At 63.5% G+C, this 15,166-nt stretch carries 15 protein-coding genes and 4 pseudogenes; 9 read left to right on the forward strand and 10 right to left on the reverse strand.

Going from position 1 to position 15,166, the window contains the following annotated elements:
* Together MUW49_RS17980 and MUW49_RS17985 are read left to right on the forward strand one after the other, a co-directional pair.
* Positions 1 to 309 (forward strand): IS5/IS1182 family transposase (locus tag MUW49_RS17980; RefSeq protein ID WP_000420098.1); only part of this gene is annotated, 309 nt, incomplete at its 5' end.
* Positions 310 to 461: 152 nt separating this feature from the next.
* Positions 462 to 668, forward strand: a pseudogene (locus tag MUW49_RS17985) (DUF1993 family protein); the annotation flags it as partial.
* Between the two features lie 279 nt (positions 669 to 947).
* Here the strand turns inward: MUW49_RS17985 and MUW49_RS17990 are convergent.
* Positions 948 to 1,262 (reverse strand): annotated as a pseudogene (locus MUW49_RS17990) (DUF3313 family protein); the annotation flags it as partial.
* A gap of 172 nt (positions 1,263 to 1,434) precedes the next feature.
* On the reverse strand, positions 1,435 to 1,878 hold the full coding sequence (locus MUW49_RS17995) for an SRPBCC family protein (RefSeq protein WP_042882233.1): 444 nt from the start codon (positions 1,876 to 1,878) through the stop codon (positions 1,435 to 1,437).
* A 198-nt stretch (positions 1,879 to 2,076) separates the two neighbouring features.
* Between MUW49_RS17995 and MUW49_RS18000 the strand changes: the two genes are divergently transcribed.
* Positions 2,077 to 2,742, forward strand: coding sequence for a chromophore lyase CpcT/CpeT (locus MUW49_RS18000; RefSeq protein ID WP_041212148.1), 666 nt, complete (start codon positions 2,077 to 2,079; stop codon positions 2,740 to 2,742).
* Between the two features lie 53 nt (positions 2,743 to 2,795).
* On the opposite strand, the gene MUW49_RS18005 is transcribed toward MUW49_RS18000, so the two are convergent.
* The 6 genes from MUW49_RS18005 to MUW49_RS18030 all read right to left on the reverse strand — a co-directional run bounded on the left by MUW49_RS18005 (position 2,796) and on the right by MUW49_RS18030 (position 7,986).
* Positions 2,796 to 3,434, reverse strand: coding sequence for a LysE family transporter (locus MUW49_RS18005; RefSeq protein WP_010672488.1), 639 nt, complete (start codon positions 3,432 to 3,434; stop codon positions 2,796 to 2,798).
* Positions 3,435 to 3,519: 85 nt separating this feature from the next.
* Complete coding sequence (locus tag MUW49_RS18010; RefSeq protein ID WP_010672489.1) at positions 3,520 to 4,323, reverse strand: AraC family transcriptional regulator; 804 nt, start codon at positions 4,321 to 4,323, stop codon at positions 3,520 to 3,522.
* Between the two features lie 56 nt (positions 4,324 to 4,379).
* Positions 4,380 to 5,276 carry an EamA family transporter RarD gene (gene rarD / locus MUW49_RS18015; protein WP_010672490.1) on the reverse strand — a complete coding sequence of 299 codons (897 nt, stop codon included), beginning with the start codon at positions 5,274 to 5,276 and terminating at the stop codon, positions 4,380 to 4,382.
* Positions 5,277 to 5,398: 122 nt separating this feature from the next.
* On the reverse strand, positions 5,399 to 5,572 hold the full coding sequence (locus MUW49_RS18020; protein ID WP_010672491.1) for a hypothetical protein: 174 nt from the start codon (positions 5,570 to 5,572) through the stop codon (positions 5,399 to 5,401).
* Between the two features lie 124 nt (positions 5,573 to 5,696).
* The gene (locus MUW49_RS18025; protein ID WP_223945721.1) at positions 5,697 to 7,193 is read right to left on the reverse strand and encodes an aldehyde dehydrogenase; all 1,497 of its coding nucleotides are present in this window, start codon (positions 7,191 to 7,193) and stop codon (positions 5,697 to 5,699) included.
* A gap of 250 nt (positions 7,194 to 7,443) precedes the next feature.
* A complete protein-coding gene (locus MUW49_RS18030) occupies positions 7,444 to 7,986 on the reverse strand; it encodes a cupin domain-containing protein (protein WP_010672493.1) in 543 nt (180 codons plus the stop codon).
* 171 nt (positions 7,987 to 8,157) lie between these two features.
* Between MUW49_RS18030 and MUW49_RS18035 the strand changes: the two genes are divergently transcribed.
* The 6 genes from MUW49_RS18035 (at position 8,158) to MUW49_RS18060 (ending at position 14,646) form a co-directional block, all read left to right on the forward strand.
* Positions 8,158 to 9,486 carry an aspartate aminotransferase family protein gene (locus tag MUW49_RS18035; RefSeq protein WP_244813046.1) on the forward strand — a complete coding sequence of 443 codons (1,329 nt, stop codon included), beginning with the start codon at positions 8,158 to 8,160 and terminating at the stop codon, positions 9,484 to 9,486.
* Positions 9,487 to 9,584: 98 nt separating this feature from the next.
* Positions 9,585 to 11,081, forward strand: a complete 1,497-nt coding sequence (locus MUW49_RS18040; RefSeq protein WP_223945720.1) for a CoA-acylating methylmalonate-semialdehyde dehydrogenase — start codon at positions 9,585 to 9,587, stop codon at positions 11,079 to 11,081.
* Positions 11,082 to 11,164: 83 nt separating this feature from the next.
* Positions 11,165 to 11,893: a glutamine amidotransferase gene (locus MUW49_RS18045; RefSeq protein ID WP_223945719.1), complete on the forward strand. Its 729-nt coding sequence runs from the start codon at positions 11,165 to 11,167 to the stop codon at positions 11,891 to 11,893.
* 153 nt (positions 11,894 to 12,046) lie between these two features.
* A complete protein-coding gene (locus tag MUW49_RS18050; protein ID WP_029313477.1) occupies positions 12,047 to 13,018 on the forward strand; it encodes a LysR substrate-binding domain-containing protein in 972 nt (323 codons plus the stop codon).
* A 60-nt stretch (positions 13,019 to 13,078) separates the two neighbouring features.
* Complete coding sequence (locus tag MUW49_RS18055; RefSeq protein ID WP_010672498.1) at positions 13,079 to 13,918, forward strand: PfkB family carbohydrate kinase; 840 nt, start codon at positions 13,079 to 13,081, stop codon at positions 13,916 to 13,918.
* Between the two features lie 275 nt (positions 13,919 to 14,193).
* A complete protein-coding gene (locus MUW49_RS18060; protein WP_010672499.1) occupies positions 14,194 to 14,646 on the forward strand; it encodes an Rrf2 family transcriptional regulator in 453 nt (150 codons plus the stop codon).
* A gap of 52 nt (positions 14,647 to 14,698) precedes the next feature.
* On the opposite strand, the pseudogene MUW49_RS18065 reads toward MUW49_RS18060, so the two are convergent.
* Positions 14,699 to 15,022: pseudogene (locus tag MUW49_RS18065) on the reverse strand (4Fe-4S dicluster domain-containing protein); the annotation flags it as partial.
* An 18-nt stretch (positions 15,023 to 15,040) separates the two neighbouring features.
* A pseudogene (locus MUW49_RS18070) lies at positions 15,041 to 15,166 on the reverse strand (IS630 family transposase); the annotation flags it as partial.

Below are 15,166 nucleotides of genomic sequence, written 5' to 3' on the forward strand. Positions count from 1 at the left end.
GGGGCGCCACAGCGCGAGGAGCTGGCCGAGGTGGATGTGGACTGGCTGATCGCCGAGCGCCCCGGCAAGGTAAGAACCTTGAAACAGCATCCACGCAAGAACAAAACGGCCATCAACATCGAATACATGAAAGCCAGCATCCGGGCAAAGGTGGAGCACCCGTTTCGCATCATCAAGCGACAGTTCGGCTTCGTGAAAGCCAGATACAAGGGGTTGCTGAAAAACGATAACCAACTGGCGATGTTATTCACGCTGGCCAACCTGTTTCGGGCGGACCAAATGATACGTCAGTGGGAGAGATCTCACTAAAAACTGGGGATAACGCCTTAAATGGCGAAGAAACGGTCTAAATAGGCTGATTCAAGGCATTTACGGGAGAAAAAATCGGCTCAAACATGAAGAAATGAAATGACTGAGTCAGCCGAGAAGAATTTCCCCGCTTATTCGCACCTTCCCAAGGCAAGCTGGAGGCGGATTTCAGCCAGTACGCGAGCGGCCACTACTACCCCTACTGGGCCGGTGGCAAGGGGATGGACGGCCACAGCTGCGTTCACGAGTACGGCATCCCGAACTTCTACTTCCACCTCACCATGACCTATGCCCTGCTGCGCCAGGCCGGGGTGGATCTGGGCAAGCGGGATTACCTGGGCGGTCTGAACCTGCAATAAACCGCGCTTCAGCGACGACAAAGCCTGCCCCCTGGCAGCAATGCTGTTCACTTAAGAGAATTTGAGTTCCAGTCCACGTAGTATCAGGACAAAAAATCGAGGGAGGCATGATGCCTCCCTCTTTCTATTGCAAGCCCCGCTGGATAAAGGCTGGAGGAAGATCGACTGGACACAGCCTTGCCCCCTCAACTCAAATCCAATTTATGAATAATCAGTCAAAAAAGTGCTTATCTGAACAGCATTGTGCCCCCTGGCAGGCTTTGTCGTTTTCGGCCCGGCTCAGCGCCCCAGGTTGTCGGCCAGTTGTTTGGCGCGACTTGCGGCCCACTGATCGATCATCTTCTCCATCTCCTGGGCGGTGATGGGGGAATCCTTGTGGGTGGTGTCCGGGCTCTCGCGAGCGTCCATCACCCGCACCAGCAGCTTGCCGCTCTGGGCGTCGAGCAACTGGGCCATGCTGCCCACCCTGAGCAGATAGGGCTCCTTGCCTATTACCTCGCGGGTGACGTTGATGGCGATCTTGGCGGGCAGCAGATCCCGCAGCTTGGGGTCGGGCCGGGTCAGGTCGAAGTTGGTGATGGCCGCCTGCACCCGCCCAGCAGGGCGGCGGCCATGGTCATCATCAAGACTCGTTTCATGGGGGCTCCTGGCGGTGGATGGTCGCTGCAAGAGCGCAGCCCGCCCTGCCCACAGAGATACCTGATCAGGCCCCTCTCTCACAAGGGGTATCTATGTGGGGGCCACCGGGGGGAGCCCCCGTGTCGGGTCACTCGGCGGGGATCTCGGGCTCCACCAGGGTGGCGAGCTGCATCAGGGACTCCTGCCAGCCGAGGTAGCACATCTCCACCGGGATGACCGCCGGTATACCCGCCTGTTCGATGGCGAGATCGGTGCCGCACAGCACCTGGGTGAGGGTGATGGTGACCTGCATCTCCCCCGGCAGGTTGGGGTCGTCGAAGCGGTCGGTGTAGCGGATGCGCTTGCCCGGCTCCAGCGCGAGATACTCGCCGCCGAAGGCGTGGGTGTGGCCGCTGGCGAAGTGGGTGAACGACATCCTGAACTGGCCGCCGACCCTGGCATCCAGCGCCGCCACCTTGCAGGTGAAGCCATGGGGGGGCAGCCATTTGGCCAGGGCGTCCGGCTCGATAAAGGCCTGGTAAACCCGCTGTGGCGGGGCCTTGAGCACGCGATGCAGGGTGACTGTGTTCATGGGGGACTCCTCTTGGTGGCAACAGGGACGGGTCGCAGCAAGGATAGCCGTCATCCCCGTGGCCTGCGGGGGGGCGTCGCCTCCTTTCGCCTGCAGAGAGGATTTTTCGTTTTCTCTTCAAGGAGTTGATCAAGATAGAGGTTATTGTCACCGTTCGCTCATATAATCGCCGCCATGCAAGCGACTCGGAAGGATTCGATGACACAGCTGATGGCGGCCCTGCTGGGGCTGTTTTACGCCAGCCTGATCTGGGCGGCGCCCGTCCCCTTCGTGACGGCCCCCGGCCCCCATGCCACGCAGGGGAGGCTGGAGCCCCTGCTCTCCTGGTTCTCGGGGGAGTTTTCCAGCCAGGAGCAGGCCACCTTCGATGCCCGCTTCACCAGTGCCGAGCTGCGGCTGGTGGAGATCTGGCCCGGGGAGGGCCCCTTCCGCTGGGTCTATGCGGAGCAGTTTCTGACCGAGCGGGCGCAGCGGCCGTTTCGCCAGCGCATCTACCGCTTCTCCTCCCTGCCCGATGGCCGCATCCTGATGGCCGAACTGACCATGCCGAGGGCCACGGATTTTGCCGGCGCCTGGCGTCGGCCCGAGCTGCTCGACTCCCTCACCCCGCAGCAACTCTCCCTGCGCGAAGGGTGCGAGATCTGGCTGACCCGCCAGCCGGGCGGGGAGTACAAAGGACAGACCCGGGTCGGGCATTGCGCCACCGATTTTGGCGGTGCCACCACCCTGGTGCAGTACCTCTGGATCGGCCCGGACAGTGTCCGGCTGCTGGACAGGGCCTATGACAACGGCGCCCATCAGCGCTGGGGCAGCCCGGGGGAGGGTTACGTCTACCTGCGCAAGGGGATGCGGCGCGGGGAGTAGTCGCGCCGTCCGTCAAGGCCCCTCCCTGCTTGCCGCCAACAAGGACGTGCCGGTCAGGCCGCTGGCCAGTGCCCCTGCAGATCCACCAGGATGGAGAGGCTGACCGCGCCAAACAGCAGGCCCGTCATCAGGTTGAGCGGGCGCTGGATGCGGCCGAGCAGGTGCTGGGCGCGGGGAGTGGAGAGGCTCCAGGCCAGGGCGCTGAACCAGACGAGGGAGAGCAGGAACAGCTCCAGGATCAGCAATCCCCGGGTCAGGCCATCCACCTGGGGCGTCACCATGGCGGCCAGCAGCCCCATGAAGAACAGCATCGCCTTGGGGTTGAGCAGATTGGTGGCCAGCCCGCTCTTCACCCCCTTGCGCCAGCCCGGCCGCTCGCCTCCGGCGCGCAGCGCCAGATCCCCGCTTCCCTGCCAGGCCGCTTTCAGCGCCCCCCAGCCCAGCCAGCCCAGATAGAGGGCACCCACCAGTTTCACGGCGAGAAAGAGCCAGGGCTGGCTTGCGATCAGCAGGCTGATGCCGGTCAGGCTCAGGGTGGCGTGGAGCAGGATGGCGAGCGCGATGCCAAGGGCCGCTCCGAGGGCGGTGGGCCTGTGCAGGCTGGTGCGCAGGATGAGCGCGAAATCCGGGCCCGGGCTCGCCAGGGCGACGAGGTGGACGAGACCCAGGGTCAGAAACAGGCTGGTGAACATAAAAGACCTCCGACAGCGGTATGGAGGTGACAGCATGGGGCAGGACGGGGGACGGGAGATTGTAAAAGATTGCAGCGGCGACGATTCAGGCGGGCAGCATCTGCTGGCGATACTCCGCCGGGGTGAGCCCGAAGGCCTGACGAAAACCGTGGTGGAAGTGGCTCTGATCGAAGAAGCCCACCGCCAGTGCCACTTCGCTCACCGGCAGACCGCTGCCGAGCAGGCGCTTGCCCTGTTCGAGGCGCAGCCGCTTGAGCCAGGCATAGGGGGTCATGCCGGTCTTCTTCTTGAACTGACGCAGGAAGGCGAAGCGATCCAGCCCGAACAGGGCGGCCAGGTCTTCCAGGGTGTGGCGCTCGTCCAGCCGGGCCAGCAGATGGTCGCGCAGGAACCTGAGCTGGGGATCCGCCAGGGCGTGTCGCTCGGGGGCGAGCCGGAACAGTTCGCCCAGCAGGGCCAGCAACTGGCTCTCCGCCAGCAGGCCGTCGGGGGCAGGGCCGTCCAGGTGCATGTGCAGGCGGGCAAAGCCCTGATAGAGGTCGGGGCGGCTCTGCAATCCCTGGTGGAAAAAGGGCTCGGGGTGTTCCGGCAGCCAGCGGGCCAGCTGCTCGGGGGCGATGGAGAAGACCCGCACCTCGTACCCTTCCGGCAGCAGGCTGAGGCCGTCGTGCATTTCGTCCGGGTTGACGGTGGAGAGTTCGCCGCGCACCAGGTTGTGGCTGTTCCCCTTGTGGATGAACTTCTGGCCGCCCCGCTGCACCAGACCGATGTGATAGTCCAGATGCACGTGGCGGCCATAGCTGAACTCCCTGTGGTGGGAGTGGGAGAGTTCAACCCCCGGCAGCAGCCGGGATTGCCAGTAGTGGATGCGGGATTGGGGTGCGTTCATCCCCTATTGATACCCCGAAAGCGGCCCCGTGGCTTGTAGATTATTGCGCTGGCGCCTCAGCCGGCCTCCTGGCGCCGCTTGCCGCTGCGCAGGCCATCCAGGCTGAACAGCACCAGGGCGCTCCAGATGCAGCCAAAGGTGATCATCTTGTCCAGCGCCAGCGCCTCGCCATACAGGGTCACCGCCAGGATGAACATCAGGCTGGGGCCTATGTACTGGAAGAAGCCCAGGGTGGAGAGTTTGAGCCGGGTGGCCGCTGCGGTGAAGCAGAGCAGGGGGGCCGTGGTGACGGCGCCCGCGGCGATGAGCAGCAGGTTCAGGTGCCAGTCATTCTGGGTGAGGTGGCTGGTGGGGCTGTCGGCGATGCCCCACAGATAGAAGGCGGCTGGCGGCAGCATGATCAGGGTCTCGATGAGCAGGCCGGTGAGGGCGTCCAGGGCCAGCTTCTTGCGAATGAGGCCGTAGATGGCGAAGCTCGAGGCCAGCACCAGGGCTATCCAGGGCAGGGAACCGAAGGCGATGAGCTGGACGGCGACACCGACAAAGGCGAGCCCTACCGCCCACCACTGCAGGCGGCGCAGCTTCTCGCTCAGAAACACCATGCCGAGCAGCACGTTGAACAGAGGGTTGATGTAGTAGCCCAGGCTCGCATCCAGCATGTGGCCGTTGTTGATGGCCCAGATGAACAGCAGCCAGTTGCCGCCGACGGTGACGGAGGTGAAGGCCAGGGTGAGCAGCACCTTGGGCTGGCGCAGCACCGCCTGCACCTTGTGCCACTGGCGTCCGAGCAGCACCAGCACCATCAGCAGGGCGCAGGACCAGATCATGCGGTGGGTCAGGATCTCGGCGGCCGGCACGGCGGAGAGGGACTTGAAGTAGATGGGTGCCAGGCCCCAAAGGGTGTAGGCGCCGAGGGCATAGAGGACGCCCTGGCGCTGGATCTGTTGTTGCATGCGGATAACCTTCACTGGAGTGCGGATGTCGGGAAACATCGCAAAAAGTCAGTGTAGCGATCCTTTTGCAGGGAAAGAAGACAATAAATGGGTCTGACGGGATTTTAACAGCAGGAGTGACTTCAGCGACCGCCCCCGCGGCGGATCTTCTCCACGTCCATCAGCAGCCACAGCATGAGGGCGATGGCGGAGATCCAGGGGCCCCAGGTGACATAGGCTTCCCCCTGACCCAGCACGAAGAACAGCAGCGGCAGTCCCACCACCAGAAACAGTACACTTCCCAGAAAAAACAGCATTTTTATCTTTAAATTTAATGGCTTGCTATTTGACGATTATATCGATTGAGCGAGAGGATAAAAGAGTAAAAATGAGAAAGGGGGATTTCTCCCCCTGTTTTGTTGATAAGCGTCATTTATGACGTTATTCGAGCTGGATCCAGGTGCTTTTCAGCTCGGTGTACTTCTCCAGGGCGTGCAGGGACTTGTCGCGCCCGTTGCCGGACTGCTTGAAACCGCCAAACGGCATGGTCATGTCGCCGCCATCCCAGTTGTTGACGAAGACGGTGCCGGCGCGCAGGGCGCGCGACCCTTTCACCGCCTGGTTGAGATCCGCCGTCCAGATGGCGGCCGCCAGGCCGTAGTCGGTGTCGTTGCCCAGCGCAATGGCCTCTTCCAGGGTGTCGAAGCCGGTCACCGCCAGCACGGGGCCGAATATCTCCTCGCGGAAGATGCGCATCGTCGGGGTCACGTCGTCGAAGATGGTGGGTTCGATGTAGTAGCCACCCTCCTCGGGCTGGGTACGCTTGCCTCCCAGCAGCAGCTTGGCGCCCTCCTGCTGGCCGATGGCGATGTAGTTGAGCACCTGCTCCATCTGGATGTGGTCCACCATGGCACCGATGCGGGTGGTGGGGTCGAGCGGGTTGGCCGAGATCCACTCGCGGGCATGGGCCAGCAGCCGCTCCATGAACTGGGGCTTGATGCTGTTTTGCACCAGCAGGCGGGAGGCGGCGGTACACACCTCGCCCTGGTTGTAGAAGATGGCGCCGGCCGCGCTGCGGGCGGCTGCGTCCAGGTCAGGTGCATCCGCCAGTATGATGTTGGGGCTCTTGCCGCCGCACTCCATAAAAGCGCGCTTGAGGTTGGACTTGCCGGAGCACTGCACCAGATGCTTGCCGATCTTGGTGGAGCCGGTGAAGGTGATGCAGTCGACGTCCATGTGCATAGCCAGTGCCTCGCCCACGGTGTGACCAAAGCCCGGCAGCACGTTGAAGACGCCGTCGGGGATGCCCGCCTCCTTCGCCAGACCCGCGATGCGCAGGGCGGTGAGGGGGGATTTCTCGGAGGGTTTGAGGATCACCGAGTTGCCGGTGGCGAGCGCCGGGCCCAGCTTCCAGCAGGCCATCACCAGGGGGAAGTTCCAGGGCACGATGGCAGCCACGACACCGAGGGGCTCGCGGGTCACCAGGGCCAGGGCGGACTCTTCCACCGGGGCGACCTGATCGTAGATCTTGTCTATCGCCTCGGCGTTCCAGGCGATGCAGTTCGCGGCGGCGGGGGCGTCATACCCCATGGCGTCGCCGATGGGCTTGCCCATATCCAGCGACTCCAGCAGTGCCAGCTCCACCAGGTTCAGGCGTATCAGCTCGGCGAAGCGCTGCATGATGAGCTTGCGCTGCTTGGGAGAGAGGCCGCACCAGCGCTTGTCGTCGAAGGCGGCACGGGCCGCCTTGACCGCCAGCTCGGCATCGGCGGCGTCGCAGGAGGCGACCCTGGTCAGCAGTTGGCCGTTGGCCGGGTTGATGCAATCGAAGGTGGCGCCGTTGACGGCATCCCGGTAGGTGCCGTCGATAAAGGCTTGCGAGGGCAGGGTCAGATGGGCGGCCTTGTGTTGCCACTGGGCCAGGGTCAGGTCACTCATGTTCACTCCTTGAACCGGCAGAAAGTCAGTCTCCGCGTATCAATATGCTAAACATCCTGCCGCTTGTAAATCCATCTTGTAACAATTCATTAAACACTGACCTCGAACAACCCGGGCCAACGGCGGGGCAAACCGGGCGCCCTGGGCTGTGGTGTCGGGGGTCGCGCGGCGGGGCGGGAGCCCGTGTCGCTGGCCTGATCCCTGGGTCGGGCAGGGGGGATCCCGGCGGGCTGTTCCGGGAGAAGGCCCGTCAGAAGCTGGCGGGCGTGTTGGCCGAGATCAGCACGCACTCCTGATCCCCCACGTTGCGAAAACGGTGGGGGGTGCGGCTGTCGAAGTAGTAGCCATCCCCCGGTGCCAGCAGGTGAACCTGCTCGCCTACCGTGACTTCTACCTGACCCCGGATGACGATGCCGCACTCTTCCCCTTCGTGACTCAGCATGTCGTCACCGGTGTCGGCGCCCGGGGGCAGTATCTCCTGCATCATGCCGATGGCGCGGTTGGCGCGGCTGTGACCCACCAGACGGTAGCTGATGGGGTGGGTGCCGAGATCCGGCATGTCGTCCGCACGGAAGATCACCTCGGAATCCATCTCCGTCTCGTCGGTGAAGAAGCTGGCCAATGACATGGGGATGCCTTCCAGCACCTTGCGCAGGGAGGCCACCGAGGGGCTCACCTGATTTTTCTCGATCTGGGAGATAAAGCCGTTGGTCACACCGGAGCGTTTTGCCAGCTCGCGCTGGGAGAGGGCCGCCTTGGTGCGAACCGCCTTGAGGCGGTGACCGATATCCATCGATAGACACTCCTTGACTGTTTACTATTATTAAAATTGTGTTAAATATCTTATACCACCCCTGAGGGGTGACACCAAGCCGGGCGATAAAAGCCCTTTTTTATGGATTCAAGTGTTTAATTTAATAGGCGTGAGCCGGGTGTTACTAAACGCCTTAAGGATGAGGTGACCATGAAACCTGTCAGCGACATCAATACCCCCGACATGTCCGCATTCTGGATGCCGTTCACCGCCAACCAGCAATTCAAGGCGGCGCCGCGCATCCTGAAGTCGGCAGAGGGGATGTATTATCACTCAGAGGATGGCCGCAAGATACTGGATGGCACTGCCGGGCTCTGGTGTTGCAACGCAGGCCATGGTCGGCGCGAGATCGCCGAGGCGGTCTCCCAGCAGATCTCCCACCTCGACTTTGCCCCCACCTTCCAGATGGGCCACCCCCTGCCGTTCGAGCTGGCCAACCAGCTGGTGGAGATCGCCCCCAAGGGATTCGGTCACGTCTTCTATACCAACTCCGGATCGGAGTCCGTGGACACCGCGCTCAAGATTGCGCTGGCCTGGCAGCGGGCTCGCGGCCAGGGGACCCGTACCCGGCTCATCGGCCGCGAGCGCGGCTACCACGGGGTGGGTTTTGGCGGCATCTCGGTGGGGGGCATTCCCGGTAACCGCAAGTGGTTCGGCTCCCTGCTGACCGGGGTGGATCATCTGCCCCACACCCTCAACATAGGGAAAAATGCGTTCACCAAGGGATTGCCAGCAGAAGACCTCACCCTGGCCGATGAACTGGAGAAGATTGTCTTCCTGCACGACGCCAGCAACATCGCGGCGGTCATCGTCGAGCCCATCGCCGGCAGCACCGGGGTCATCATGCCCCCCAAGGGCTATCTCAAGCGGCTGCGGGAGATCTGTACCAAACACGGCATCCTGCTGATTTTTGACGAGGTGATCACCGGTTTCGGCCGCCTCGGCTCCCCCTTCGCCGCCCAGGAGTTCGACGTCATCCCCGACATGATCACCTGTGCCAAGGGGCTCACCAACGGCGCCATCCCCATGGGGGCCGTGCTGGTGCAAAACCATATCTATGACGACATGATGGCTGCGGGCAAGGGGGCCATCGAGCTGTTCCACGGCTACACCTACTCCGGCCACCCGGTGGCGGCGGCGGCGGGTCTGGCCACCCTCGAGATCTACCGGAGCGAAAATCTGCTGACCCGGGCAGCCGAGCTGGCGGGCTACTGGGAGGAGGCTGCCCATTCCCTCAAGGGCTGCAAGCACGTGAAGGACGTGCGCAACTACGGCCTGGTGGCGGGCATCGAGCTCGAATCCATGCCCGATGCACCGGGCAAGCGGGCCTACGAGGTGTTCGTGCGCTGTTTCGAGAAGGGGGCGCTTATCCGGGTGACCGGCGACATCATCGCCCTGTCGCCGCCCCTGATCATCGAGCGCAGCCAGATCGATGATCTCTTCACCCTGCTGCAGGACGCCCTGCAGGGCCAGGACTGACCCCCACATCACACAGGATGGCGCTCGTCCCGGGCGTCATCCCCCTGTGCTGCCCCGGCGCGGCGAGGGGAGGACGGATGACCCATCACGGAGGATTTATGAGTTACAGGATCGACAACTTCATCGACGGCGAGACGACCGAGAGTCGCAGCGAGCGTTTCGGTGCCATCTTCAATCCGGCCACCGGCCAGCAGCAGGGCTCCGTCGTTCTCAGCACGGCCGATGAGTGTGCCGAGGCGATTGCCTGCGCCGAGCGCGCCTTTGGGGAGTGGTCCCAGACCCCGCCGCTATTGCGGGCCCGGGTGCTGTTTCGCTTCAAGGAGCTGATGGAGCAGCACAGGGACGAGCTGGCCCAGCTCATCAGCCGCGAGCACGGCAAGGTCTTCTCCGACGCCCAGGGGGAGCTGACCCGGGGGCTGGAGGTGGTGGAGTTTGCCTGCGGCATTCCCCACCTGCTCAAGGGGGAGCACTCCCTCAACGTGGGCCGCGGGGTGGACAGTCACTCCATGATGCAGCCGGTGGGGGTCTGCGCCGGCATCACCCCGTTCAACTTCCCGGCCATGGTGCCGCTCTGGATGTTCCCGGTGGCCCTGGCCTGCGGCAACACCTTCATCCTCAAGCCCTCGGAGAAGGATCCGTCCCTCTCCCTGCGCATGGCCGAACTGCTCAAACAGGCGGGCCTGCCGGACGGGGTGCTCAACGTGGTCAACGGCGACAAGGAGGTGGTGGACGTGCTGCTGACCGACCCGAGGGTCGGTGCCGTGTCGTTTGTCGGCTCCACCCCGATCGCCCAGTACATCTATGCCACCGCCTCGGCCCACGGCAAGCGGGTGCAGGCCCTGGGCGGCGCCAAGAACCACATGGTGGTCATGCCGGATGCCAATCTGGATCAGGCGGTTTCCGCCCTGATGGGGGCCGCCTATGGCGCGGCGGGCGAGCGTTGCATGGCGATCTCGGTGGCCGTGGTGGTGGGTGACGAGACAGCCGATGCCCTGGTGGCGAAGCTCTCGCCCCTGGTGGCGGCCCTGCGGGTGGGCCCGGGACTGGGCCAGAGCCCGGAGAACGAGATGGGGCCCCTCATCAGCCGGGAACACCTGGCCAAGGTGCGCGGCTACGTGGATCAGGGGGTGGCCGAGGGGGCCGAGCTGGTGGTGGATGGCCGGGGCCTGAGCCATGGCGAGGGCTACTTCATCGGGGGCAGCCTGTTCGATCGGGTCGGCCCCGAGATGCGCATCTACCGGGAGGAGATCTTCGGCCCCGTACTCGCCATCGTGCGGGCCCCGGACTACGAGACGGCCCTGCGCCTCATCAACGAACATGAGTACGGCAACGGCACCGCCATCTTCACCGGTGACGGAGATACCGCAAGGGACTTCACCACGCGGGTTCAGGTCGGTATGGTAGGGGTGAACGTTCCCATTCCGGTGCCCATGGCGTTTCACAGCTTCGGTGGCTGGAAACGGTCCATCTTCGGGCCGCTCAACATGCACGGGCCGGATGGGGTGCGCTTCTACACCCGGATGAAGACGGTGACCGCCCGCTGGCCCCAGAGCCTGCGCGCCGGCGCCGAGTTCTCCATGCCGACCATGAAGTGAGCCACCGGCTCGCTGCCATGGCTTTAATCTCTTGCCCCCGCAGGCCGCCGGTTTGCGGGGGCGCTTCTGTCAAGGAGTAACAGATGCGACTGGGTATTCTCGATTGTGACCGGCTGGACCCCGATTTGGTGGGGGATTTTGGTCCCGTTTACTCCGAGATGTTTATCAAGGGTTTCCGGGCGTTGGCCCCCGAGCTGGAATTTCGGGTCTGGTCCGCCCTCGACGGCGATCTGCCCCCGGATCTGACCGAATGCGATGCCTGGCTCATCACCGGCTCGCGTCACGATGCCTACAGTGACATCCCCTGGATCCTGGCGCTGCGCGACTGGATCCGCCGGGCCCACGATGCCAACGTCAAGCTGGCCGGGGTCTGCTTCGGCCATCAGGTGATCGCCCAGGCGCTGGGAGGGGAGGTGATGAAGTCCACCAAGGGGTGGGGGCTGGGGGTGTCGGTCCATGCCATGCAGACGACAAAACCCTGGATGGCGCCGGGTCTGCACACCATCCGCATCCTGGCAAGCCACCAGGATCAGGTGGAGCAGCTTCCGCCGGGGGCGACCCTGCTTGCGGGCAACGACTTCTGCCCCAACTTCATGTTCCTGCAGGGGGATCACATCGTCGCCATCCAGGGGCACCCGGAATTCTCGGTGGCGTACAACCGGGCCCTGATCGAGCGGCGACGGGACAGGCTGCCCGATGCACATTACCAGAGCAGTCTCTCTTCCCTGGAAGGGGAGGTGGATTCCGCCACCATGATGCAGTGGCTGCTGCAGTTCCTCGGCATCCTGCCGATCGGGGCCGACGTGCGCTGAACCCCGTTTGTCATATCCACCGCGCTGATGCTAGATTTTGTAGCAAAATGAAGGATCAAGCGGCGATATGCCCAGTCCGGATGATACACTGGCCGCCATTTTTGGCGGCCTGGTCCATCGACGAGCGCCGCGTCAGTCTGTGAGGGGGCAACCTTGAAACTACAGCAGTTGAAGTATCTGATCGCGGTGCGGGACCACAATCTCAACGTCTCCGTTGCCTCCGATGCGCTCTATACCAGCCAGCCTGGGGTGAGCAAGCAGATCGGCTTGCTGGAGAGCGAGCTGGGGGTGCGCATCTTCGAGCGCCGCGGCAAGCACCTGCACCGGATCACCCCGGTGGGGGAGGAGATCATCAAGTGTGCCGAGGCCATGCTCAATATCGAGAGCAAGATCAAGGCCATCTCCCGGGAGTACCTGGATCCGACCGTGGGCACCCTCAACATCCACACCACCCACACCATCGCCCGCTACCTGCTGCCGAAAAGCGTCACCTACTTCACCAAAAAGTACCCCAAGATCTCGTTCCACCTGCATCCTGTGATGTCCGCCACCAAGGAGCAGATCAGCAAGGGATACTCGGATTTTTCCATCGTGGCCCACGAGATAGGCTTCGACAAGGAGCTGATCGCGCTGCCCGCCTACCTCTGGACCCTCTCCCTGGTGGTGCCCCAGGAGCACCCCCTGGCCAAGGTGAAGAAGCCGACCCTGGAGCAGCTCTGCCAGTATCCCATCCTGAGCTACGAGAGCGGCGCCACCGGGCGTCAGGTGCAGGACAAGGTGTTCCAGGCGGCCGGCCTCACCCCCAACTACTACATGACGGTGATGGATGCCGGCGTCATCAAGCGCTACGTGGAGCTAGGCTTTGGCATCGGCATCATCTCCTCCCTGGTAGCCAACGATAGCGATGCCCCCGGCCTCGTGGCCATCAATCTGGAGCACCTGTTCGAGCCCTGCCCGGCCCAGATCTGCTTCAGCAAGAGCATCCTCTTGCAGAACTACATGTATGACTTCATCAGCTCCTTCTCCCCCCATCTCACCAAGGAGATGATCCAGAACGTGATGCAGCAGCCGACCCAGGCGCGCATCGACGAGCTGTTGTCAGGGGTGGAGCTGCCCGTCTACTGATCCCGCTTCCGTTTCTGTGCCGGCACCCCGGGGTGCCGGCCTCCTCCCGCCGAGGTTTCCATGTCCCGCATCCTGCTGCTCGCCAATCTCAACTGTGATCATGTGCTCTCCCTGGCCGAACCCCTGGTGGCGGGGGCGCGGCTGCAATACGTGGATCAGGGGCGCAGACTCGGCGGCGGCGCCGCCAATACCGGCATCGGACTGGTGTGGGCGGGGCACGAGGTGATCATCGCCTCCCGGGTCGGGCTGGACGACACCGGTGACTGGCTGCTGGAGCAGGCGGCCTCATACGGCCTGGATTGCAGCCATGTGGAACGCTTTGGCGGCGAGACCGGCGAGCTGCTGGTGCTGGTGGACGCCACCGGTGAGCGCACCATCCTCAGGCGCCCACGTCGTCCGGATCTGCCGGGGGATCTGCCGACCGAAGGGGTGGACTGCCTCTATGTGAACTATCCGGGCACCGCCATCGTGGGCTACATGCGCCAGATGCTCGCCAAGAGTTTCGTGGTGGCCCAGTATCCCAAGGGGGGGCAGGCCCGCCGCCCCTGCCACGTGCTGGTGGCCTCCCGCTCCGATCTCGGCGAGGTGAGCGACCCCTGGCAGCATGCCCGCCAGCTCGCGGGGGATCAGCTCGAATGGCTGGTGCTGACCGAGGGCAAGGCGGGAGCCGTGGCCATTCACGGGGAGGAGCAGGTCAGGGTGGCGGCGCGACCGGTCTCCGTTGTGGATACCACGGGGGCGGGGGATGCCTTCGCGGGCGGCCTCATCCACGGTCTTGCGCGGGGCATGGCCATGGCTGATGCGTTGCAGTGCGCCGTGGACTGGGGCGCCTTCGCGGTGGCTTCCGAGAGCTCCATCCCCTCCCAGGCGCTGCGCAACTGGCTGAAACAGCCCCACTGAACTCGCCGGACAACGGCTCCGGCGATGGCAGAGGAGGTGGGGGTTTGTCGACGGAAACCGCCAAAACCCCTCGCTGAGGCGGCAAGTTTGCGATCAATCAAAGAAAGTGTCGATTTATGTACATCTTCGTCGACACCCGCCCGGGCTGCTCTTACCCTTGTGACTTCACGACTCGGTCGAAGAAGCCCATCCCGTGCACACGCATGTGCAGACCCCCTCTTTGGCCACCGGCTGTCGTCCTGATTTCTGGCTTGTAGTAAGAGGCAAGTGCGACCATGCAACTGACACGATTTACCGACTACGCCCTGCGTACCCTGACCTTCCTGGCCATCCAGCCCGGTGATCGCCTGTCGACCATCACGGAAGTGGCCGACACCTTCGCCATCTCCCGCAATCACGTGGTCAAGATAGTGCATCAGCTCGGCATCAAAGGTTACATCGAGACGGTGCGTGGCAAGCATGGGGGCATCCGCCTCGGCCGTGCGGCCGTCTCCATCAACCTGCGCGATGTGGTGATGGACATGGAGCACGTGCTCTGCCCGGTGGACTGCAAGCGCGAAAACTGCCGTCTCTCCGGGGGCTGCCGCATCCAGGGCATTCTACGCCGCGCCATGCACGCCTTCCTGGAGGTGCTGGGGGAGTACACTTTGGCAGATGCGGTGCGGGATCCCACTCGTCTGTGCCACCTTCTCGGTATAGAGCAGGATAATATTCTGACCATGGCATGATGCCACGGTGAATGACAGAGGGGCCTGCGGGCCCCTCTGTCATTGTCGGAGGTCAGAGCTGGGGCACAAGGGTGATGGCACCGTGCAGACAGGCGAGGCCGCAAGCGCCGCAGCCATCGCAGGCGGCCATGTTGACGGTTACTCCCTCGTTGCCGACCTTGATCGCCTGCTGGGGGCAGGCATCTTCACACAGCAGGCAGTAGTAGCCCTGACGGGCCTGGCAGCTCGCCTCTATCCTGACCCGGGTCTGCACCTGGCGGCCGAGGCAGAGATCCAGTGCGCCCGTGGGACAGGCTCTGGCGCAGCTGCTGCAATAGCTGCACTGGCCACAGGCGAGATCCAGCACTGGGGTACCGGCGATGGGGCTGCCGTCATATACCAATCGGATTAAACATTAGGTCAGTTTTATCCAATCTCGGCTACAAAGTGACATCACCCGCTCCACATCGGCAATAAAGTGCTTCCAGGCCGATGTGCAGGCATCAAGGATGTCGTCGTAATCCTTGAAGCTGCGATTAGC

Source organism: Aeromonas sp. LsrichE-8G (assembly GCF_022869435.1).
GTDB classification, from domain to species: Bacteria; Pseudomonadota; Gammaproteobacteria; order Enterobacterales; family Aeromonadaceae; genus Aeromonas; species Aeromonas caviae.

Bases quoted from the DNA above. Each gene is read 5' to 3' on its own strand.
- MUW49_RS18035 (WP_244813046.1), top strand. From the start codon at position 8,158: ATGAAACCTGTCAGCGACATCAATACCCCCGACATGTCCGCATTCTGG.
- MUW49_RS18020 (WP_010672491.1), bottom strand. From the start codon at position 5,572: ATGCTGTTTTTTCTGGGAAGTGTACTGTTTCTGGTGGTGGGACTGCCG.
- MUW49_RS18030 (WP_010672493.1), bottom strand. From the start codon at position 7,986: ATGGATATCGGTCACCGCCTCAAGGCGGTTCGCACCAAGGCGGCCCTC.
- MUW49_RS18000 (WP_041212148.1), top strand. From the start codon at position 2,077: ATGACACAGCTGATGGCGGCCCTGCTGGGGCTGTTTTACGCCAGCCTG.
- MUW49_RS18025 (WP_223945721.1), bottom strand. From the start codon at position 7,193: ATGAGTGACCTGACCCTGGCCCAGTGGCAACACAAGGCCGCCCATCTG.
- MUW49_RS18010 (WP_010672489.1), bottom strand. From the start codon at position 4,323: ATGAACGCACCCCAATCCCGCATCCACTACTGGCAATCCCGGCTGCTG.
- MUW49_RS18005 (WP_010672488.1), bottom strand. From the start codon at position 3,434: ATGTTCACCAGCCTGTTTCTGACCCTGGGTCTCGTCCACCTCGTCGCC.
- MUW49_RS18060 (WP_010672499.1), top strand. From the start codon at position 14,194: ATGCAACTGACACGATTTACCGACTACGCCCTGCGTACCCTGACCTTC.
- MUW49_RS17995 (WP_042882233.1), bottom strand. From the start codon at position 1,878: ATGAACACAGTCACCCTGCATCGCGTGCTCAAGGCCCCGCCACAGCGG.
- rarD (WP_010672490.1), bottom strand. From the start codon at position 5,276: ATGCAACAACAGATCCAGCGCCAGGGCGTCCTCTATGCCCTCGGCGCC.
- MUW49_RS18055 (WP_010672498.1), top strand. From the start codon at position 13,079: ATGTCCCGCATCCTGCTGCTCGCCAATCTCAACTGTGATCATGTGCTC.
- MUW49_RS18045 (WP_223945719.1), top strand. From the start codon at position 11,165: ATGCGACTGGGTATTCTCGATTGTGACCGGCTGGACCCCGATTTGGTG.
- MUW49_RS18040 (WP_223945720.1), top strand. From the start codon at position 9,585: ATGAGTTACAGGATCGACAACTTCATCGACGGCGAGACGACCGAGAGT.